Annotated in this window: 17 protein-coding genes; 15 read left to right on the forward strand and 2 right to left on the reverse strand. The window is 52.5% G+C overall.

From position 1 onward, the window contains the following. Positions 1 to 9: 9 nt before the first annotated feature. The 3 genes from JNK62_02410 (at position 10) to JNK62_02420 (ending at position 3,363) form a co-directional block, all read left to right on the forward strand. A complete protein-coding gene (locus JNK62_02410; protein ID MBL8158357.1) occupies positions 10 to 861 on the forward strand; it encodes an NAD-dependent epimerase/dehydratase family protein in 852 nt (283 codons plus the stop codon). After that, the gene (locus JNK62_02415) at positions 858 to 2,066 is read left to right on the forward strand and encodes a glycosyltransferase family 4 protein (GenBank protein ID MBL8158358.1); all 1,209 of its coding nucleotides are present in this window, start codon (positions 858 to 860) and stop codon (positions 2,064 to 2,066) included. The genes JNK62_02410 and JNK62_02415 overlap by 4 nt, the downstream gene beginning before the upstream one ends. Before the next feature lie 247 nt (positions 2,067 to 2,313). After that, positions 2,314 to 3,363 (forward strand): FAD-binding oxidoreductase, encoded by a 1,050-nt coding sequence (locus JNK62_02420; protein ID MBL8158359.1) that lies wholly within the window; start codon positions 2,314 to 2,316, stop codon positions 3,361 to 3,363. Here the strand turns inward: JNK62_02420 and JNK62_02425 are convergent. Beyond that, on the reverse strand, positions 3,356 to 4,204 hold the full coding sequence (locus tag JNK62_02425; GenBank protein MBL8158360.1) for a Gfo/Idh/MocA family oxidoreductase: 849 nt from the start codon (positions 4,202 to 4,204) through the stop codon (positions 3,356 to 3,358). The two genes, JNK62_02420 and JNK62_02425, sit on opposite strands and share 8 nt — an antisense overlap. Positions 4,205 to 4,213: 9 nt before the next feature. On the opposite strand from JNK62_02425, the gene JNK62_02430 reads away from it, so the two are divergent. Genes JNK62_02430 through JNK62_02470 form a run of 9 tightly spaced genes read left to right on the forward strand, consistent with a single transcriptional unit; the run spans position 4,214 to position 15,639 of the window. Then, positions 4,214 to 5,359: a glycosyltransferase family 4 protein gene (locus JNK62_02430; protein ID MBL8158361.1), complete on the forward strand. Its 1,146-nt coding sequence runs from the start codon at positions 4,214 to 4,216 to the stop codon at positions 5,357 to 5,359. A gap of 36 nt (positions 5,360 to 5,395) precedes the next feature. Beyond that, positions 5,396 to 7,327, forward strand: coding sequence for a glycosyltransferase (locus JNK62_02435; protein ID MBL8158362.1), 1,932 nt, complete (start codon positions 5,396 to 5,398; stop codon positions 7,325 to 7,327). A 3-nt stretch (positions 7,328 to 7,330) separates the two neighbouring features. Next, positions 7,331 to 8,362, forward strand: coding sequence for a glycosyltransferase (locus JNK62_02440; GenBank protein MBL8158363.1), 1,032 nt, complete (start codon positions 7,331 to 7,333; stop codon positions 8,360 to 8,362). A 6-nt stretch (positions 8,363 to 8,368) separates the two neighbouring features. Then, a complete protein-coding gene (locus tag JNK62_02445; protein ID MBL8158364.1) occupies positions 8,369 to 11,068 on the forward strand; it encodes a glycosyltransferase family 39 protein in 2,700 nt (899 codons plus the stop codon). A 3-nt stretch (positions 11,069 to 11,071) separates the two neighbouring features. Continuing rightward, positions 11,072 to 12,484 (forward strand): glycosyltransferase, encoded by a 1,413-nt coding sequence (locus JNK62_02450; protein MBL8158365.1) that lies wholly within the window; start codon positions 11,072 to 11,074, stop codon positions 12,482 to 12,484. Positions 12,485 to 12,486: 2 nt separating this feature from the next. Next, a complete protein-coding gene (locus JNK62_02455; GenBank protein MBL8158366.1) occupies positions 12,487 to 13,221 on the forward strand; it encodes a glycosyltransferase in 735 nt (244 codons plus the stop codon). Positions 13,222 to 13,251: 30 nt separating this feature from the next. After that, positions 13,252 to 13,656 (forward strand): cupin domain-containing protein, encoded by a 405-nt coding sequence (locus tag JNK62_02460; protein ID MBL8158367.1) that lies wholly within the window; start codon positions 13,252 to 13,254, stop codon positions 13,654 to 13,656. A 2-nt stretch (positions 13,657 to 13,658) separates the two neighbouring features. After that, complete coding sequence (locus JNK62_02465) at positions 13,659 to 14,354, forward strand: NAD-dependent epimerase/dehydratase family protein (GenBank protein ID MBL8158368.1); 696 nt, start codon at positions 13,659 to 13,661, stop codon at positions 14,352 to 14,354. 16 nt (positions 14,355 to 14,370) lie between these two features. Beyond that, complete coding sequence (locus tag JNK62_02470) at positions 14,371 to 15,639, forward strand: class I SAM-dependent methyltransferase (protein ID MBL8158369.1); 1,269 nt, start codon at positions 14,371 to 14,373, stop codon at positions 15,637 to 15,639. Here the strand turns inward: JNK62_02470 and JNK62_02475 are convergent. Further along, on the reverse strand, positions 15,626 to 17,536 hold the full coding sequence (locus tag JNK62_02475) for a GtrA family protein (GenBank protein ID MBL8158370.1): 1,911 nt from the start codon (positions 17,534 to 17,536) through the stop codon (positions 15,626 to 15,628). The two genes, JNK62_02470 and JNK62_02475, sit on opposite strands and share 14 nt — an antisense overlap. Positions 17,537 to 17,623: 87 nt before the next feature. Between JNK62_02475 and JNK62_02480 the strand changes: the two genes are divergently transcribed. Genes JNK62_02480 through JNK62_02490 form a run of 3 tightly spaced genes read left to right on the forward strand, consistent with a single transcriptional unit; the run spans position 17,624 to position 20,408 of the window. After that, positions 17,624 to 18,439 carry an ABC transporter permease gene (locus tag JNK62_02480; GenBank protein MBL8158371.1) on the forward strand — a complete coding sequence of 272 codons (816 nt, stop codon included), beginning with the start codon at positions 17,624 to 17,626 and terminating at the stop codon, positions 18,437 to 18,439. Then, positions 18,436 to 19,686 carry an ABC transporter ATP-binding protein gene (locus JNK62_02485; GenBank protein ID MBL8158372.1) on the forward strand — a complete coding sequence of 417 codons (1,251 nt, stop codon included), beginning with the start codon at positions 18,436 to 18,438 and terminating at the stop codon, positions 19,684 to 19,686. The genes JNK62_02480 and JNK62_02485 overlap by 4 nt, the downstream gene beginning before the upstream one ends. Continuing rightward, positions 19,683 to 20,408 (forward strand): class I SAM-dependent methyltransferase, encoded by a 726-nt coding sequence (locus JNK62_02490; protein ID MBL8158373.1) that lies wholly within the window; start codon positions 19,683 to 19,685, stop codon positions 20,406 to 20,408. Before JNK62_02485 ends, JNK62_02490 begins: the two co-directional genes overlap by 4 nt. Positions 20,409 to 20,421 lie beyond the last annotated feature (13 nt).

Consider the following 20,421-nt stretch of genomic DNA (forward strand, 5'->3'; position numbering starts at 1 on the left):
TCTGGCGCAATGTCAGAAAAGCTCGCACTGGTGACCGGCGGAGAAGGATTCGTCGGATCGAATCTCGTAAAGCGTCTCGTCTCTGAGGGCTATCGGGTCATCTCCCTGGATAACCACTCGACGGCTCCTGAAGGGAATCGTATCGATGGTGTCGAATACCGTTCGGGGCATACGAAGGATATCGGTGAACTCATCCCTGAGACGCCGGACATCATCTTCCATCTTGCCGAGTACGCGCGTCCGGAGAAGAGCTTCGAGGATATCGCGATGGTATGGGATCTGAATATGGTCGGCACTTTTTCGGTCTTGGAGTTCTGGCGGACCCGCAAGTGCAAGCTGGTGTACGCAGGATCATCGACGAAGTTCGCCGACGGCGGCCTTGGTCGCGACCAGAGTCCGTATGCGTGGACGAAGGCGGCGAATACGGAACTGGTACGCAATTACGGCGCATGGTTCGGCCTGCAGTACGCGATCACGTATTTCTATAACGTATATGGCCCGGGCGAGCGTGCGGGCAGGTACGGCACGGTGATCGAGATCTTCCGTCAGAAGAAAGAAAAAGGAGAGCCGCTGCAGGTCACATCTCCGGGAACGCAGCGTCGCAATTTCACGCATATCGATGATATCGTCGATGGGCTTCTCTTGGTCGGCGAAAAAGGTGAGGGAGATGAGTACGGTTTAGGCAATGAGAAAGATTATTCGATCCTGGAGATTGCCGAACTTTTCGGTGGTCCCGTCGAGATGAAGCCGGAAGTTCCGGGGAATCGCATGAAGGGGATTGTCGACACCGCAAAGACCAGTGAGCTTGGTTGGAAGGCTACGCGTTCGGTAGAGGAGTACATCCGCTCGGTTATTACATGAAGAAGATCCTCATTTTCTCGCTTGCGTACTTTCCGAGACATATCGGCGGCGCGGAGATCGCCATCAAGGAGATCACTGATCGTATCAAACCATCGGATATCGAATTCCATCTGATTACGCAGCGCTTCGATGAATCACTCCCGCTCGAGGAGCGCATCGGTACCGTGCAGGTCTATCGCATCGGGAACGGCGCATCGTATCTCGCCAAGATTTTATTCGTGCTGCGCGCTGCTGCGCTCGGCGCGAAGCTGCATCGCACACATCATTTCGATACTGCCTGGGCGATGATGAGCTACATGGTGTTTCCTGTGCTGCTTATGCGCCTGTGGGGAATCCGTCTGCCGTATGTCCTCACGCTGCAGGAAGGAGACCCGTTCGAGCATGTCTTCGGGCGCTGGCATATCCGACTCCTTATGCCGCTTCTGAAAAAAGGTTTTCGCGAGGCGAGTGTGGTACAGACGATCTCGACCTTCCTTGCCCAATGGGCCCGTTCCGCGGGATTCCGCGGGCCGCTCTATGTCGTGCCAAACGGTGTCGATACGGCACACTTTTCCCAGGAACATCCTCAGTCGGTGATCGATGAAATCAAGGATTCTCTCGGCAAGCGAATGGGCGATGTGTTCCTTATCACTACGTCGCGTCTCGTCCATAAGAATGCGATCGATGACGTGATCCGTGCACTTACGAAGCTCCCGGCGAATGTTCGATTCATGGTGCTCGGGACCGGTAATGATGAGACGATGCTTCGCGCTCTCGCGAAGAAAGAAGGTGTCGTTGATCGTGTCGAATTCCTCGGACAGATCTCGCATGCAGAAATGCCCAAATATTTGAAGGCAAGCGATATCTTCATCCGCCCCAGCCGCTCGGAAGGTATGGGGAATTCGTTCGTTGAAGCGATGGCCGCAGGTTTACCGGTTATCGCGACCCAGGAAGGGGGACTTGCGGATTTCCTCTTCGATGCGAAGCGTAATCCCGATCAGCCGGTCACGGGATGGGCGGTCGATAAGGATTCGCCGGACCAAATCGTGGCGGCGGTCGAGAATATCATGCGGAGCCCGGAAAAAGTCCGCGCAATCGTCGCAACCGCGCGCCAGATGGTTCATGAGCGGTTCGACTGGTCATTGGTCGCAAAGGATATGCGCGAAAAGGTCTTCGCCGAAGCGCTTGAGATATCCCCGGTTGCGCATTCGGATGAGCGGGTATAGGGTAATGGCAGTCACTCGGCGGGTAGCCGCTGGGTGCAACTTGAGAAGGGACTTCGAAATGCAGATGCAGACCATGATGCTTGGTGCCATCTCAACCTCGGAGGGTAAAGAACTTCTTGAATTTCAATATCACTGCGCCCGGCCCAATCCATAATTGGTCCTGACGCAGGCGCTCACTGTGGTGAGCGTAGACATGTAGTTGAGGGCGCGCCTGGCGCGCCTTCTTCTTTTTCTATACAGTTTGGCGATGCAATCCCCCAAGCGTGTGGCCGTGGTCGGCGGCGGTATTTTCGGTTCGACTGCGGCGATTCATGCAGCGCGCGCTGGGCACGAGGTACATCTCTTCGAGGAGAAACCCGCACTTCTGCAAGCGGCCTCCGGCATCAATCAGTATCGTCTCCATCGTGGCTATCACTATCCACGCAGCTCGGATACCGCGCGATCAGCGCGTGATTCCGAATCCTCATTCCGTAGTGAGTATGGGAAATCGGTGATCGGTGGAGGACGGAATATCTATGCCATCGCTCGGGAAGACACGTTTGTTGATGCGCGGGCGTTCCTCGAATTCTGCCGCGCACATGATCTTGCGTATACCGAATTGCCGATCGATCAGTACTGCGATCCGGAGAATATCGATCTCGTGATTGAGGTCGAGGAATCGTGGATGGATCCCCACACGCTTCGCGAAGATATTACAGAGAAGCTGCGAGAGGTTGGCGTGAGTGTGCATCTCGGCTCCCGAGCAACACATGAAATGCTTGATTCATTCGAGACCATCATCATCGCGACGTACGCGCACCTCAATGAACTCATTCCTGGCGAGCACCATCGCGAGTATCAGTTCGAGGTGTGCGAGAAGCCGGTAGTACGCGTACCGGGATTCGCCGACTTGGGTATCGTCGTCATGGATGGTCCTTTCATGTGTGTCGATCCGTGGGGGAAGAGCGGTCTGCATGTGATGGGGAACGTCGTGCATGCGATCCATGCAACGAATACCGGGAAAACGCCGGTTATTCCCGAGGCGATCCTCCCGCTCCTCAACAACGGCCTGATCGAGAATCCGCCACTCTCCAATTTTGAAGCATTTATCGAGACGGGCAGGCGTTATATACCCGGACTCAGGCATGCGGAGCATGTCGGTTCGCTCTTTACGATACGTACCGTCCTTCCGCGGATGGATGCAACGGATGCGCGCCCGACGATCGTGTCCAAGCTTTCCGATCGTCACATCCGCATCTTCTCGGGGAAGATCGGGAATTGCGTCGAAGCGGCAAAAGAAGCGGTTAGGCTTATCTGAGAAGTTCGTGGATTTCGAGGATGCGTGCGCCGAAATCGCCGGCGGTAACAGGCGTGGGGCCGCCGTGTACGGCGTGTAAGAACGCACGGATTTCTCGCGTGAGCGGTTCTTCTTCTGAGTGAAAAACAGGTTCATCGTTACGAGTAAGCTCAGCACCATTCCAAACGAGAGTATCACCATTCGCGAGCGATGCGGTGATGGTATGCGAGCGTTCCTCTGAAAGGCGGTCGATGCGCGAGACGAATTTGCAATCGGGATACGAAAGAGTTGCTTCAATGCGATCGCACGCGGTCTCGCCGGATTCGCGGTGCGTAATTACGCCGGATTGCGGCATGCCGAAAAGGTCGTAGCCCAGTGCGAGGTGATGGGTGAGGAGATTGGATTCGATGGATTCGGTGAAGGTGCCGTGTTTTTTCCAGACACATTCGATGCGGAGTGGTTTCTCCTCTTTCAGGATTCGTTTCAATTCCTGATAGACCGGATGGTAGAGAAAGATATAACCCGTCATGAGTATAAGGTTTTTCTCCTTCGCGAGGTGGGCGAGTGCATATGCTTCTTCAGAACTCCCCGCGAGAGTCTTCTCACAAAATACGTGCTTGCCGGCCTCAAGAGCACGGCGGGTCATCTCACCATGCGTGGCGATGGGGGTGGTGATTGCGACGGCGCTGATGGAGGTGTCTGCAAGGATCTCCTCGACGGTCTGATGTTTCGCCTCGAAAAAGGTGGGGGAACTCTCTTTGGTTGCGAAGCTGACGAAGTCCGACTGTGTATGGAGTTCGCGGGCGACGTTTGTGCCCCAGCGGCCGGCCCCGATAAGTGCTGTCTTGATTGGGTGCGTCACCGGTATACTATGCGTGACACCTCTATCGAAGGCAATATGAAAATCCTCCTCACGACTGGCATCTTTTTCCCGGACGTCGGCGGCCCGGCGACGCATGTCCAGAAGATCGCTGAACACTTCCATTCGCTCGGCTGGCAGGTGAGCGTCGTTGCGTTCGGCGATCATACAGGAGACGAGAAATATCGTGTATTGCGTGCGAGCAGGAAGTACGGGAAGCTCGTGTCATGGGCGCTCTATGCGCTCGCGATCGCGCGAGAATCCCTCCGACATGATGTGATCTACGCATTCGATCTCACGACCGCAGGCGTACCGTCGGCGTTCTTTGCGCGTCTGTTGCGAAAGCGATTCTTGTTGCGCATCGGAGGTGATCCTATCTGGGAGCGAGTTGTCGAACATGGTGAGCGGTTTGTGCCGATGCGGGCGTACTACGAGCAGGGACTTTTTAAAGTAGATCGACCGCGCCTCTTTCGCACGATTCGACGTGTGGTGCAGTCTGCGGAGACTATCGTGACCTACAACGAATTTCTCAAAGAGATCTATGTGACGCACTACGGTGTTCCAGCGGATCGCGTGCGCATCATCAGAAATCCCTTCCCGACGCGTACAGTATTTTCGCGAGAATCAGGCACCTTCACCTTTCTCTTCGCCGGCCGTTTCGTCTCGTACAAGAATCTGCCTGTGGTGCTTCAGGCATTTACAAAAGTCAGCGGGAAACATCCCGAGGCTCGGTTGGTGCTCATCGGTGACGGACCGGATCGTGAACTCATTGCAAAGGAGGCGGCATCTCTCGGAGAGCGAATCGAGATCCTACCGAAGATGGATCAGCAATCGCTCTTTGCACGCATCGATGCATCATCCGTTGCGCTTGCTCCGGCGCTCTCCGAATTCAATCCGAATTTCATCCTTGAGAGTCTGGCGCATGGAAAACCCGCCATCATCAGCCGCGACAACGGGCTTTCGGTACAGCTTCCGGGGTATCTTCAGTTCGATCCGCTTAATGCCGACTCCATGCAGGCGGTAATGGAGTCGCTCTTCGATACCGAAACCTATGAGAAGGCGTTGCGCGATGTGGCTGCGCTACCGACTGACCAGACGTGGGAGAAAGTCGCCGAGGAGCATGCGCATATTGCGCAGGGTGGGGGAAACGTGGTGTGATTTGATACCCTCGGCAAACCCCGCTAGAATGCGCCAATGCGGGTATTGGTACTCTCTACCGACCGGAATGCCTTTGAAGAATCAAGCGCCGTTACGCGGCGTTTGCGCATGCAGGCGCGCACCGTCGAGCGCATGGACGTGTTGGTCCCTCATGGGCCCCGTCAGGTCATCCAGATCGCCGGGAACGCCTCGGTTCGCGGCTTCGGTTTAGGTCGCGTTTTGGGGGCATTTCGGGCCATTGCCGCGGGCTCTCGGGTGCAGCGTCCGGATGTCGTCTCGGCGCAGGACCCCTTCTTCACGGGACTTATCGCTTGGGTCATCGCACGCCTGCGCGGGAGCCGGTTGCATGTCCAGATACATACCGATCTCTTTGATGCGCAGTTTGCCGGACATTCGTTTGGCAGCCGCCTGAAGGTTCTTCTGGCGCGATTCGTCCTGGCTCGTGCGGACGCGGTGCGCGCGGTCTCGAACCGTATCGCCCAGTCACTCGTTGAGCGCGGTTTCAATGCGCCGTCGGTTCTCCCGGTTTTCATTGATCTCGAGGCACTGCATAAAGCGGAAGCGATCAATCGTCGCGAACGCTATCCTGATTTTACGAAAGTAGTTTTGGTGGTTTCGCGGCTTGAGTCAGAAAAGAATGTCGCCGGCGCAATCCGTGCATTCGCGGAAATCGCGAACGCGGATTCCGGTGCGGGCCTCGTCATTGTCGGCAGTGGCAGCGAGCGCGCCTCACTTGAACATCTTGTTAAAGAGCTTGGTATCGAGAAGAAGGTGGTATTCGAAGGTGCGCAAGATCCGTTTCCGTTCTACAAAGCGGCCGATCTCCTCATGCTCACGTCGCACTATGAGGGATACGGACTCGTGGTGGTTGAAGCACTCGCGGCAGGATGTCCGGTCGTCTCGTACGATGTCGGATTCGCGAAAGAGGCGGGCGCCGTCATTGCGTCGCCGGAAGAGCTTCCGCGTGTCGCGATCGCGATGCTTTCGGAAGGGAAGCGGAGCAAACTGATGCTCGATCTTCCGAACGAAGCGGAGTATCGCGATATGTGGTATTCGGACATCTCATCGTCGGGGAAAGTAGAGCGACGTCAGGGTGGCCAGAAGCCGTCTTCGGAACTCGTCATCGGCTACGTGGGGCAGGGATTCATTGGGAAGAATTACGCGGATGAATTCGAGAGTCGCGGATTTACCGTGGTGCGCTATGCGCTTGAAGAGCCGTATCGTGCGAACAAAGAGAACATCAAGGAGTGCGACATCGTCTTCATTGCGGTGCCGACGCCGACGACACCTGAGGGCTTCAGCGATGCGATCGTCCGGGACGCTGTGTCGCTCGTCGGCGATGGGAAGATCGCGATCATCAAATCGACGATGCTGCCGGGAATGACCAATACGATCCAAGCAGCGTATCCCACCAAGATCGTGATGCATTCGCCGGAATTCCTGCGCGAGGCGACGGCTGCATATGATGCCGGACATCCGGATCGGAACATCATCGGTATCTGCGCCGATACGCCGGAGAATCGTGCGGCGGCTCAGAAGGTGCTCTCGGTACTTCCGCCTGCACCGTTCGAGCTCATCTGCTCCGCTGTTGAAGCTGAGATCATCAAATACGCCGGCAACAATTGGCTCTATCTCAAGGTCGTCTACATGAACATGCTGTATGACCTCACGCAGAAGCTCGGCGGCAAGTACGACGCGGTGCGTGATGCCTTCGCCGCTGATCCACGCATGGGACGTTCTCACTTGGATCCGGTACACCAGAGCGGACACGGCGGTCCTGCGGGGCGCGGTGCGGGTGGGCACTGCTTCATCAAGGACTATGCGGCGTTCCGACATTTGTATGAACAGATGTTCCCTGAGGATCGTGCAGGCATCGAAGCACTGAAGGGAATGGAAGAGAAGAACAAGAAGCTGCTTCGCGATTCCGGGAAAGACCTCGATCTCCTGGACGGAGTGTACGGGAAATAAGCTATGCGACTTCTTGTCGTGACACAGGTGGTCGATCGGAACGATTCGTTCCTCGGTTTTTTCCATCGCTGGCTCGAGGAACTCGCGACTCACTACGAACACATTCATGTCATCTGCCTCAAAGAAGGCGAGCATGCGCTGCCTGAGAACGTTACAGTGCACTCGTTAGGCAAAGAAGGCGGAGAGTCCCGATGGAAGTACCTCACCAATTTTTTCCGATATGTATGGCAGCTGAGTCATGAATACGATGCGGTCTTCGTGCACATGAATCAGGAGTATGTGCTTCTTGCCGGCTGGCTCTGGAAGCTGATGGGGAAGTGCATCTATCTGTGGCGTAATCACTATGCAGGCGGATTCCTTACGGATGTTGCAGCGATGTTCGCTACCAAAGTGTTCTGCACATCAGAACATTCATATACGAGGAAGTACCGTAAGACCGTGGTCATGCCGGTCGGCATCGACACGACGCACTTCACGCCGCACGGCGAGAGGGTGCCGCATTCGATCCTCTCGCTCGGACGCATCGCGCCATCAAAGAATATCGAGGTGATACTGCAGGCACTGAGGACCCTAAAGGATCAGGGTGCAGAATTCACTGCGTCGATCTATGGGGATTCATTGCCGCAGGATCGTGCGTATCACGACAGCCTGCGTGCGTATGTCGCTGATCAGGGCCTCAAGAGTCGTGTGCGTTTTTGTCCGGGAGTTCCGAATACCGAAACGCCGAAAATATTTGCCGCATATCAAATTTTTGTAAATGCGAGTGCGAGCGGCATGTTCGATAAGACGATCTTCGAAGCGGGAGCGTGCGGCGCGCTCTCGCTTGCGTCTAGTAAGGACTACGCACAGGATGCAGATCCACGACTCGTCTTTCGCGAGAAGGACGCGCAGGATCTTGCACAGAAGCTTGCTGTGATCCTCTCGCTCGATGCACCGACCCTGAGCTCTCTCCAGCGTGCATCGGAGAAGAACATTGCAGCGCATAGTCTTTCAGCTCTCGTCAATCGGGTGGTATCAGAAATCTGTGTATCATAAATTCACATGCGCTTCCTGTATTTCGGTATCTACGATCCTGACTTCTCGCGCAATCGGATCTACATGCGCGCACTCCGCGCTGCGGGTCACGAGATTGTGGAATGTCGCGATACTTCTCCGGGGCCGATGAAATACGCGCGCCTCGCATGGCGGCTACTCTCTCTTCGTGGGACATATGACGCGCTCATCGTCGGGTATCCAGGGCATGTGACCGTGCCGATCGCGCGATTATTTTCGCGTGCGCCGGTCATTGTCGATTTTCTTGGCTCGTTCTCTGATGCGCTTGCACATTCGCATGGTGCGTCGCGATTTAAAAAATGGATCTTTACGATCGTGGACTGGCTCGCTATCTGGTGTGCGGACCGTGTTCTTGTCGAGAGTGAGGCGCAGAAGAACTACCTCATTAGTCGTTTCGGTCGTGCAAAGTCATATGCGGTGATCTATACGGGCGTCGACGAATCGGTCTTCTTCAAAGAAAAAGGAAAGGAGCAGAATCAGAAATTCGCGGTGCTTTTCCGTGGACGACTCACGCCCGAATCAGGGATTATGCATATCCTTGAGGCGGCGCACCTGCTGCAATCTCAGAGTGATATTGAATTCCGTATTGTCGGATATGGGCACTTACTCAAGCACGTAGAGCAGGTGATTCACGAGCAGAATCTGACGAATGTACAGCTCATCTCTACACATCTCTCCTTCGACGAGATGCGAGGGTATATTTCTGATGCAGACGTAAGTCTCGGTCAGTTCGAAAATAACCCGCGACTCGATCGTACTATCCCGCATAAGGCATTCGAATCGGCGGTCATGGGCATCCCGTACATAACCGGGTATTCTGATGCGGTACGCGAGATTTTCAGTGGCGCAGCATTTTGTATGCTTGAGAAGGCGAATCCTCGTGCGATTGCCGACGCCATCATCGCGCTCAAAAATGATCCCGAAAAAAGGAGACAGCTGGCGGTGAATGCCCGCAGCGAGTACGAGAAACACGCCTCGCAATCAGCGATTATGCGAAAAATCATGACTAGTATTCCTTCTCTGCACCATCGTGCGATGTATCTCTTACCACTTCTCCTTGGCGTATTTGCGCTGATCCGTCTGCTGGGGCTTGATCTTCCGTACCATCAAGATGAATGGAAAAACGCGCAAATGGTGCGCGTAGGTATCGAGGGCGGGCTCTCAGCGCACCCACCGCTCATGGAATTGATCTACGTCTGGAGCGGGGCGATTTTCGGAGCGGATAATCTGCGTCTCATGCCGTTGATATTCGGCGTGCTCTCGGCGTGGCTTCTCTATATCGTGATGCGACGCCGCGTAAGTGCTTCAGCAGCGGCGTGGGCAACCGGACTGTATGCGATATCCATGTATGGCGTCTTGGCGTCCCTCATGCTGGATATGGACGGTACGATACTGCCTGCCTTCTTTTTAGCGGCTGTGTATGCCTATGGCCGCTTTTTTGATGCCGAGACGACTCGCGGCAAACTAGGCTGGCTTGGCGCGCTCTTCGGCGCGGTGGCACTTGGCTTTATGACGAAGCTTAGCTTTGTACTCGTGCCGGCCGCCATCCTTCTGGATTATCTCTGGCACATGCGGAATCGATTTACGGCGCGGTTCGTTGCGAGCGCGGCCGGACTTTTTGTTCTCGGGGCTGGTGTTTTGGCGGTGGCACTCATTCTTGCGGACAAGCTCATGCCGGCGTTCGATATCGGCCCGACTATCTCACATGCGACGTCCTACATCCGTTTTGAAGGAAGGGGATATATGCAGATCGTCATCCAGGCAGTGAAGGCACTGTTCTACCTCTCGCCGCTTCTCATTCTCCTTCCGTTTCTTGCGACGAAAGAGCAGCTGCAGAAAAACAGCATCTTCATTATCTATGGTCTTCTCGGATCCCTCTTCTATTTCATTCTGTTTGATTTCTCGCAGGGAGCTTTGGATAAATACCTCATGTACACGATCGTGCCGCTTGTTGCTCTTTCAGGAACGGTGCTTGCCGCGGTATTCACGAATCGTCCTGAAGCCAGCCGGCGAACCGGCTTCCTTGTGGGGGTGGGGCTCAGTATCGTACTTATTGCCCTCGCACTTCTGCCACACACGGTGATACCGCTCTATCCAAAGACGGCGTGGCCTTCAGCGGTTGTATCGGGGCACTGGAATATCCTCATGCCGTTTACTGGCGGCAACGGCCCCCTCGGCTTCTACATGTCATTTCTTTTCATGGCGGTAGCGTTTCTGGTATCAGCGCTTCTCGTGCTTATGGCGAGAATCTCGTCGCCATTCCGATCGAGTGCGGTCACGGCACTGGTCGTCATCGGTGTCTCGTATAACCTTCTCTTCATCCAAGAATACTTTTGGGGCGGTATGTATGGCAGTTCCGCGGACGTTCTTGCTGAAAGCGTAGCATTCATCGCTCAGTCGGATGCGCCGAGCATTATTACGCATGCCGATGCTGGTGCCTATGAACTGAATACGATCGGGAAATATGCGGGCCGATTCTATGCGGTACCTTCATATGTGACAGAGCATCGTGAGCGATTCGCACAGCATGATGGATGGTACCTCGTCGTCGATGTGCCACTCTTGAACGAAGGCGGGTTCTATCGCTCTTTCTTCAACACCTGCACGCCGCTTTTCGAGACGCACTCTGGCGTCATCAAGGGGTACGTGTATGATTGTGCCGACAGCGATCCGTACGCGATACCGTAATCTATGCATCTCCACCCGGCAGCACGCGAATATTTCAATCAGCATGCACATCAGCGCCTGAAGTGGCGCCGGAAGAACCGTTTCTATCACGAACATATCGAGTCGTTCATCGCGTTCCTCGTGCCGAAAGGGAGCTCGGTACTGCATGTCGGCGCCGACTCTCCATCCTTATTACAGCGCGTGCAGCCGTCGCGCGGGCTTGGTATCCATGTGAGCGAGGCGCTCATCGAGCATATCCGCACATATGATCAGGGAGAGCTCGCCTTCGAGACGAAGGAGCTTTCAGCAGTAGAGGGCGAATTCGACTACGTGGTCATTTCCGACCTCCTCGGGCATGTCGAAGATATCCAGATGCTTTTCCGTGAAGCGAATGAGCACATATCGTGGCACGGAAGGATTATCGTGACGCAGCATAGTGCGTTCTGGGGACCAATCCTTCGCCTCGCCTCGCTCCTCGGCTTGCGTATGCCGTCTCGACTCGAGAATTGGGTGTCGCGTGCGGACATCGAGAACTTCGCGCGCCTTGAAGGATTGGAGGCGGTGCGCAGTGGCAGCCGCATGCTGATTCCGAAATACATTCCACTCGTCAGCTGGTTTTTTAATACGTACGTTGCGAACATATTTCCGTTCTCGCACCTCGGCCTCTATCACTACGTGGTTCTGCGCAAACAGGATTCCCGCACGCCGCTCACGAATCCATCGCTTTCTATCGTGGTCCCGGCGCGCAACGAAGCGGGGATGATCGAGCGTATCGCGACTGAATTGCCGCAGCTCGGTGCGTTTACGGAGATTATCTTCGTCGAGGGCAATTCGAAGGACAACACGTGGGAAGAGATACAGCGCATCGCGGGGAAGTATGGGAATGAGAAGCGGATCGTCATCGCGCAGCAAGACGGGAAAGGGAAGGGGGATGCCGTACGCAAAGGATTCGATATGGCGACGGGGGATATCCTCACGATTTACGATGCAGACATGACAGTCCCGGCACCGGATGTCGAGAAGTTCTATCGCGCGCTCGTCGAAGGGCGTGGCGATTTCATCAATGGTTCGCGCTTAGTGTATCCGCTCGAGAAAGAGTCGATGCGCTTCCTGAATCTTCTGGGTAACAAATTCTTCAGTCTCGCGTTCAGCTGGCTGCTTAATTCACGGCTCAAGGACACGCTCTGCGGGACCAAGATGCTCTGGCGGGAGGACTATGAGCACATCAAGGCAGGAAGGGCGTTTTTCGGCGACTTCGACCCATTTGGCGATTTCGATCTCCTTTTCGGTGCGTCCAAACTTAATTGCAAAATCATCGATCTCCCGATCCGCTATAAGGAGCGAGTCTATGGCGAGACCAACATCCGTCGCTGGAGCCACGGCTGGCTGCTCCTCAAAATGACAGTCTTCGCGATGCGGAAGGTGAAATTTGTATAGATATGGCAACAGATCCTATCCTTTCGATTGTGCTTCCTACCTACCGGGAAAAAGAAAATCTTGCGATATTCGTTCCACAGATCGAGCGTGAGTTTCAGGATGTACCTATTGAAGTCATTATCGTAGACGATAATTCAAAAGATGGCACGCGTGAGCTGGTTTCGCAATTAAACAATACATATGGGAATGTGGTACTCATCGAAAGATCAGGCCTCTTGGGTATTGGTTCGGCGTTGCGAGACGGATATAACGCTGCACGGGGGGAATATATCCTATCCTCAGATGCTGATCTTTCATTCATTGCATCTGACATGCGAACTCTTTTCAATAGGGCGAAAGGAGGGGTGGACATGGTTTTGGGTTACAAGATCCCGAGGACAATACCCGGAGGTGAGATTCGCAGACGGATGATAACCCAGGAAATGATGCTGCCGATCGGCCGGGTCTGTAACTGGATCGTTCGCATCATAAGCCGCGTCGGCGGACATCGTGAATACAATACGAATTTTCGTATCCTGCGCACTTCTACCTGGAAGAAACTCCATACGATCGAGGACAAGAATTTCTTCCTCTTCGAGACGATATTCCGGGCCACCAGAAGTGGCGCCCGGATTGTTGAAGTTCCCGTAACGTTCCATCCGCGCAAATACGGCGAATCGAAACTAAATTTCCTGCAACAGGCGCCGAAGTATTTCCTGAACCTGTTGCGCCTGGTGATTTTCAATAGAACTTCTTGACGCATCAGGTACCTCACGTACACTGACCGCATGAAAATCGAGATCCTCAAGCCCTCCTGTAACCTTGAGACCGTGCGAGACGGGAGAGGCGGCATTTTTACGTGGCTTCCTGAAGACCCATTGGTGGAATTCAATATGCTCTATTTCCAACCAGGGAAGACGCGAGGGCATCATTTCCATCCGGAATTCAATGAGTATTTTCTGGTCGTGGAAGGGTCGGGAGTCATGGTCACGAAGGATTCGGAAGATGCACCAGAAGAGCAGATACATATGAGTCGTGGTTCGTGTGTCCGGACACCGAAGGGGGTCTCGCATGCGTTCTATGCGATTACTGCCGTGACGGCGATCGCTATGCTTTCTAAACGGTGGGATGATTGCGACCCCCCGATCATTCGTATCGATCACCTCAAAGGAGAAGGTGAGGCACGTGAATAGCCATGGCGTCTATTGCAGTAGTCGGCGCGCAGGGCTATGTCGGCAGGGCCTTAGTCATGGCGCTCAAATCTTCTGCGTACGAGGTGACGCCGGTCACGCGGGATACGTATACGGATAGTATGCATGGATCGTATGACGTTCTTATAAACGCTGCGATGCCCAGTGCTCGTTTCAAAGCAAAGGAAGATCCAGAGTGGGATTTCCGGGAGACTGTTGCAAAGACCGCGGATCTCCTCTATCGATGGAAGTTTGGTAAATTCGTCCAGATCAGCACCATCTCTGCCCGCTCCCAACTCGATACGATGTATGGACGCCACAAGGCGGCAGCGGAGTCATTGTGTAGCGCGAAAGACAACCTCATAGTACGTCTCGGGGCAATGTACAGCGAAGATTTGCAAAAAGGGGTTTTGGTCGACATGGTCTCCGGCAGACCTGTGTTCGTCGACGGGGAAAGTAGGTATTGTTTCGCGTCTCGTGACTTCGTTGCTTCATGGATTGTATCTAATCTTGATCGCACGGGAATTGTCGAGGTCGGCGGGAGGGAGGCGGTTGCTCTCAAGGATATCGCTGCACATCTCGGCACGAACATCTTGTTTCAAGGCGTTGTCGATCATCAGGAGATATCGGAACCCCATGACGATTTCCCCTATGCTCGCGAGGTATTCACCTTTCTTGATAATTGGAAGCCGAAGCTCTAGAATCAGATTACGAAACATGACTTCATCTAACGCTCCTCGTATTGATCGGTGCCGTGTTTGCGGCAATACCGAGATTATTCCGTGCATCGACATCGGCGAGCAGTATCTTTCCTCTGTCTTTCCGGAGAACCTTGAATATCGTCGCGATGCGGTGAAGTATCCACTGGATATGGTCATGTGTAAGAAGAAGGAAGATGGGAGCACGTGCGGACTGGTGCAGCTCGGTCATCGCCTCGATCTGACCGCGATGTATGACGCCTACCCCTATACCAGCAGTACCAATTCCTCTATGGCCCGCATTCTCGAAGACGTAGCGGCAAGTGCAAAAACTTTGAACGCACTTAAGGAGGGTGATGTTGTACTCGATATTGGAGGGAACGATGGGACGCTGCTCTCGTTCTTCCGCGAAGATCCTGTGCGTCTCATTACGATTGACCCCGCGAAGAACGTCACCCCAATGTTTTCGTCAGAGCGATACACAGTGGTACGTGATTTTTTCAACAAGGCAGCGTTTGACGCTGTCTCTGCGCAGAAGGCGAAACTGGTATTCAGCATCGCGATGTTCTATCACCTCGACGACCCGATCAGCCTCGCACGAGACGTCGCGGCATGTCTTGATGACGACGGAGTGTGGATCATTCAAATGGCGTATCTTCCTGCGATGATCAGGACGAACATGTACGACAATATTGTCCATGAACATGCGGGATACTACGCGACAAATCATATGACCTGGCTGCTGGACCAGGTGGGTTTGGAAGTATTCGATGTCACCGAGAATGATGTGTATGGAGGAAGTTTCAGGGTCTTCGTCAAGAAGAAGGGTTGTGCCGCGTATCCTACGACCGAGCGTCTGAATGCTAATCTTCGTCAAGAGATCGCCGACGGCCTTTTCGAGGAGGAGACCTATCACGCGTTCATGCGCCGCATCGAGAAGACTCGGGATGATCTTCGACAGTTATGCAACCAGATAAAGGCAGAGGGAAAGAGTATCTGGGTATACGGCGCTTCGACGAAAGGAAATACCATCCTTCAATACTGCGGCATAGGAGGCGAGACTATCACCGCAGCGGCGGATTCTAATCCCTTCAAGCATTGGAAGTACATCATTGGATCGGATATCCGCATTACTACTGAAGAAGAGATGCGCGAAGCGAAGCCAGACTACCTTATTGCACTTCCGTACAGTTTCGTTGATGGCTTTATGAAGCGTGAATCAGCACTGGTTTCGCAGGGGACGAAATTCATCGTCCCGCTTCCTGATGTAAAGGTCATCGGGAACTGATATTCTCCGATTTCTTTTCGTAGAGAATGTACTTATCGAATCTGTCCACTTGGGTGTATAGACCGGTAAGGCGCTCAGTTTCTTCGAATTTCTGATCAACTAGTACGAAATCAGGAGTACCGGAGAATAGTAGTGCCAGGTTTTTCTCGCCGCGGATGACGTTGTCGCCGTATCTGAGATATTGGTAATACTCGGAGGATTCAAAGAAGATCACTGCTTCCGGAACATTATAGAAAAAAACACTTTTTCCCTCGGGAATATTCCGCAAATGTTCAGTAAGTTCCGCTGAGCGAGTACTATTGCGGTATTCAGAGATCCACGAGTTAAAGACGGTTTGATGCGCTTGGAACAGTATCAGGGCAGCGATACATACTCCGCTTCCCACACGAGTGATGGTCCGACGTTGTGGCGGGGTTGAAATGGTTGCGAGTGCGAGAGGAAGGAATACGAGCGCGAGGACTTCTGCAGGAAAGAAGTAGCGATAGAATCCGCGACTCATGAGGTAGAGGCCTAGGTTTACCATAGCGAACGTCACGGCAAAAAACTCGATTGACTCGACTCTAATTCCGCGCTTCCAGCGAGCCATGAGTGAGAGTATCCATATGCCGAGCAGACCGAGGAAATACATCGGCTGCAATTCTGTGAAGAATTGCACGAAGATCAGGGGAAGTCGTTGAAACGGGGTGGAGCCATCGGCGTTGGCGGCGAATAAAATCTCCCTGAGAGCATGGACGTCACCGCCGAGATGAATCACAAACCAGGCGCATACGACCGCGAGAGCGCCGAGTGCGTAGGCGCACGCCGCATTGAAGGATAGGGATTTGCGTCGAATGAGAAAAATAAGAAACGCTGACGGAGCAATAATGAGGAGGTAGATTGGTTTTGTGGCCATTGAGAGTCCGGCAAGGATGCCGGCGCCAACCCAGACAGGTACGCGCCCTGATCGTTCGGCGCGTATAAATGCAAGCAGTGATGCTGCGAAAAACATGAGTCCCGGCACTTCGCCGAGTACGTTTTTCCCGTGACCGTAGAGAGGCGCGAATGTAACAAGAAGTAGCAGGGAGAGAATGGGTGTCGTATACCCGCGCTCGGGAGCAATGCTTCGAACCAATGCAAATATGCACCATCCGAGGAGAATAATGAACGCAACCATAACGCATCGTGCGATCAAAAGATCTGTGCCGAAGAGCGCGAACGACAGCGCGATCGGATAGATGACCGGAATACTGGTGGTCAAGAAGTCGGTCGATATGAATTCCCCCGGGGCAATCTGTATTCCGTACACGTCGTGGTCTATGAGATTCTGTGACACTTGTACGATCGATCCCTCGTCCAACCATGTTGGTGGATTCTCCTGTAATCGATAGAAGGAAAGTAGTAACAGTGCCACAACCGCTCCCGCTATCATAAGTAGGTGGATTAGTTTGAGCGGTTCAACATCAGACTTTGCTGTTCGAGACTTGAAAACGAGGTGCTTGTAGCTGAAGAAATTAATGATCGCTATGCAGATTCCGCTGACGAGCTGCCCGATCAGGTAGTGGATATTCGCATGTTCGACAAGGGTGTAGATAATTGTCGTGTTCAATATAAGCGTCAGGATCATCACCAAGAGATACAGCGTTGCTTGTATGTGTAGATGAGTGCGCGAGTTCTCAGCAAACGTCCAGAATTTTTGAAGAGAGAAGCTGACGAAGAACGAGACCGCGAACGCCGCAATAGAGGAATAGAGGTACCAGATATCAAAGAAATGTGTGAGAACAAACAGCGTTCCGAGATTAACAGCGGTCGCAAGACCTCCTGACAGGATAAATCTTACCAACCGCACAGTGGCGGGATGCGAAGTATCCAGCTCTCGATAGAGGGTTACGGCAGAGAGTAGTATTTCTCGAGCTGACATATGATTCACGGCGGAAAGTTTTTGGCGCAGTGTAGCATGAAAGCTCTTGCTGGACGGGTTAGGCAAGTAGTGCTCTAATGGCGAATTATGGTGCTTGTCATCCGGCCGCGAAGGAAATTTTCATGGATGGATCTGAGAGAGCTCTGGCAGGGAAGGGAATTGCTGCTTTTTTTTACGTGGCGCGACCTCAAGATCCGGTACAAACAGACTTTCATCGGCGTCGGATGGGCCATATTCCAGCCGCTCTCGACGATGTTGATTTTCACGGTCTTGTTCGGCAAGTTTGCCAAGATCCCTTCCGACAATATCCCATATCCCGTATTCGTCTTCACGGGCCTACTGTTCTGGCAGCTCTTTTCTGCTTCGCTTCTGCAGGCAAGCAATAGCCTGGTCGCGAATCAGAACCTTCTTACGAAGGTATATTTTCCCCGCATCCTTCTGCCGATTTCGTCGGTATTCTCAAATCTGATCGATTTCCTTATCGCGTCAGTAATCCTCGCGGGTCTTATGGTGTGGTACGGATTCGTTCCTGAGCTGCGGGGACTTTTTATACTGCCGCTCCTTCTTCTTATTACCTGTGTTTTTGCGGTCGGGCTTGGGCTTCTGCTCTCGGCAGTGAACGTTAAATACCGCGACGTTAAGTATGTTCTTCCGTTCTTCGTTCAGTTACTCATGTTTGTAACCCCGGTCATTTATTCACCATCCATACTGGGAAAATATTCCTGGGTACTCGCACTGAATCCGATGACCGGCGTGATTAAGGCGGCACGAGCAGCGCTTTTCGGTCTGCAGCCGATCAATTGGACTTTGCTCGGTCTTGCTGCACTCGCTGCGCTTATTGTCCTGGTAATTGGACTTGTCTACTTTAAGCAGACCGAACGATTCTTTGCAGATCTCATATGAAGCCCATTATTGAAGTTAAATCTATCTCCAAGTCATATGTCTTGTCGGGCAAGAGCGATTACTATTTTGCCTTGCGTGACTCGCTCGCGGCTCTGATACAGAGACCCGGATCTTTTCTTGCTCGGAAAACAAAGCAAATAAGCGAATCGATGGTTTTCTGGGCGTTAAAGGACGTAACGTTCTCAGTGGAGCCCGGCGAGATTGTCGGCGTCATTGGAAGGAATGGGGCAGGGAAATCAACTCTATTGAAGATACTCAATCGCATAACCGAGCCGACAGATGGAGAGGTAGTGATACGTGGCCGCATCTCGTCGCTCCTTGAAGTCGGTACGGGTTTCCATCCCGAACTTACCGGGCGTGAGAACATCTATTTCAGCGGCGCAATCCTCGGTATGAAGCGAAGCGAGATCGCGCGTAAGTTCGACGAGATTGTCGCGTTTGCTGAAGTCGATAAATTCCTAGATACACCCGTAAAACGATATTCCTCTGGAATGCAGGTGCGTCTGGCTTTTTCAGTTGCAGTGCATATGGAGCCCGACATTTTGCTGATTGATGAAGTATTGGCTGTTGGAGACGCTGAATTTCAAAGAAAGTGTCTTGCAAAAATACATGAATCTGCTCGAAAATACGGACGTACCATCCTTTTCGTCAGCCATAATCTGGATGTCGTTCAAAGTCTATGCGATAGGAGTGTATTGCTCGAAGAAGGTCAAGTAAGAATGGTGGGCCCGACATCAGAAGTAGTCTCTACCTATTTAGAGAGAATGGAAGCTAACTCAGGGGTTGCGCGCATTGAATTTCCTGAAGATTCTTCAAAAGGATTTGAACTAAAATCTGTTACCGTGCGTGGTGGCGACGGGCAACCGGCAACTACTTTCGAGCCCGATGTTCCTTTTAGGGTAGATGTGGAATATGAGGTTCGTGATAAAAAATCAAAATTCTGGATTACGGCTTCATGCACTAATGAGCATGGTGCTCTTGTATTCTATTCACGAGACACGGATAAGAATCCTAATTTGCTTGCTCGTAGAAAGGAGGGTATTCACAGGTCTGTATTCACGTTTCCAAGCAATAGTCATATTGCGATGAATGTTGGAAATTACAGTCTGACTGTTCGGATTGAACAAGATCCTTCTCGAGAAGCTATAATACCGCTGCAGATTACAAACGTAACCAATCGATTCTCGCATCATCATCATGGTGTAATGCTGGTCGAGAGTCCATGGGATAACACGGAATCATCATGAAATATTCGCCGAAATGGATTGGAAAAAAAATATTTGCACGCTTCCTTCAAACTCGGGAAAAAATCGGATTTCTACCTCTGGAAGGGATTTATGCGATTATTGCCAGCTATGGCTATAAGAATCTTGATTTCCCTGAAGCACTAAAAGTGATAGAAAAAATCCGAGAAGATAAATGGGTTCTCCAAAGCAATCTCGAGATGTATCAATTATTCTCTTTGGCAAAAAAAACCAGCAAATTGGACGGCGAAGTTGCAGAGGTTGGGGTATATCGAGGAGGCTCTGCAAGAATCATACGCGAAGCGACCTCAAAACCGCTGCATCTTTTCGATACTTTTTCTGGAGTTCCTAAGCCTTCTGAAAAAGATGAGCCTGATCAGGCAGAAGAGGGAGAATTAGCTTTTCCGCTCGAAGGCGTGCAAGAATATCTTAAGAATTATCAAAACATTTTCTATTACAAGGGTTTTTTTCCAGACTCCGCAACCGAAGAAATTAAGGCAAAGAAATTCTCATTTGTCCACCTCGATGTTGATTTGTATCAGTCAACATTGGATGGACTGAAATTCTTCTATCCAAGGATGACGAAAGGAGGGGTAATCATATGTCACGATTACGGGAAAATTGATGGCGCCCGAAGAGCGTTTGATGAATTCTTTGCTGACAAGAATGAAATAATAATAAAACCAGTTGAGACAATTCAATGCTTCATTATTAAAACTGCATAAGATCTAGCGCTCA

Source organism: bacterium (assembly GCA_016789445.1).
Classification (GTDB): Bacteria; Patescibacteriota; Minisyncoccia; order Phycocordibacterales; family UBA2100; genus UBA10103.

Coding starts and splice junctions, on each gene's coding strand:
- JNK62_02450 (MBL8158365.1), top strand. CDS start 11,072: ATGCATCTCCACCCGGCAGCACGCGAATATTTCAATCAGCATGCACAT.
- JNK62_02410 (MBL8158357.1), top strand. CDS start 10: ATGTCAGAAAAGCTCGCACTGGTGACCGGCGGAGAAGGATTCGTCGGA.
- JNK62_02435 (MBL8158362.1), top strand. CDS start 5,396: ATGCGGGTATTGGTACTCTCTACCGACCGGAATGCCTTTGAAGAATCA.
- JNK62_02440 (MBL8158363.1), top strand. CDS start 7,331: ATGCGACTTCTTGTCGTGACACAGGTGGTCGATCGGAACGATTCGTTC.
- JNK62_02470 (MBL8158369.1), top strand. CDS start 14,371: ATGACTTCATCTAACGCTCCTCGTATTGATCGGTGCCGTGTTTGCGGC.
- JNK62_02485 (MBL8158372.1), top strand. CDS start 18,436: ATGAAGCCCATTATTGAAGTTAAATCTATCTCCAAGTCATATGTCTTG.
- JNK62_02480 (MBL8158371.1), top strand. CDS start 17,624: ATGGTGCTTGTCATCCGGCCGCGAAGGAAATTTTCATGGATGGATCTG.
- JNK62_02465 (MBL8158368.1), top strand. CDS start 13,659: ATGGCGTCTATTGCAGTAGTCGGCGCGCAGGGCTATGTCGGCAGGGCC.
- JNK62_02445 (MBL8158364.1), top strand. CDS start 8,369: ATGCGCTTCCTGTATTTCGGTATCTACGATCCTGACTTCTCGCGCAAT.
- JNK62_02415 (MBL8158358.1), top strand. CDS start 858: ATGAAGAAGATCCTCATTTTCTCGCTTGCGTACTTTCCGAGACATATC.
- JNK62_02420 (MBL8158359.1), top strand. CDS start 2,314: ATGCAATCCCCCAAGCGTGTGGCCGTGGTCGGCGGCGGTATTTTCGGT.
- JNK62_02455 (MBL8158366.1), top strand. CDS start 12,487: ATGGCAACAGATCCTATCCTTTCGATTGTGCTTCCTACCTACCGGGAA.
- JNK62_02430 (MBL8158361.1), top strand. CDS start 4,214: ATGCGTGACACCTCTATCGAAGGCAATATGAAAATCCTCCTCACGACT.
- JNK62_02490 (MBL8158373.1), top strand. CDS start 19,683: ATGAAATATTCGCCGAAATGGATTGGAAAAAAAATATTTGCACGCTTC.
- JNK62_02475 (MBL8158370.1), bottom strand. CDS start 17,536: ATGTCAGCTCGAGAAATACTACTCTCTGCCGTAACCCTCTATCGAGAG.
- JNK62_02460 (MBL8158367.1), top strand. CDS start 13,252: ATGAAAATCGAGATCCTCAAGCCCTCCTGTAACCTTGAGACCGTGCGA.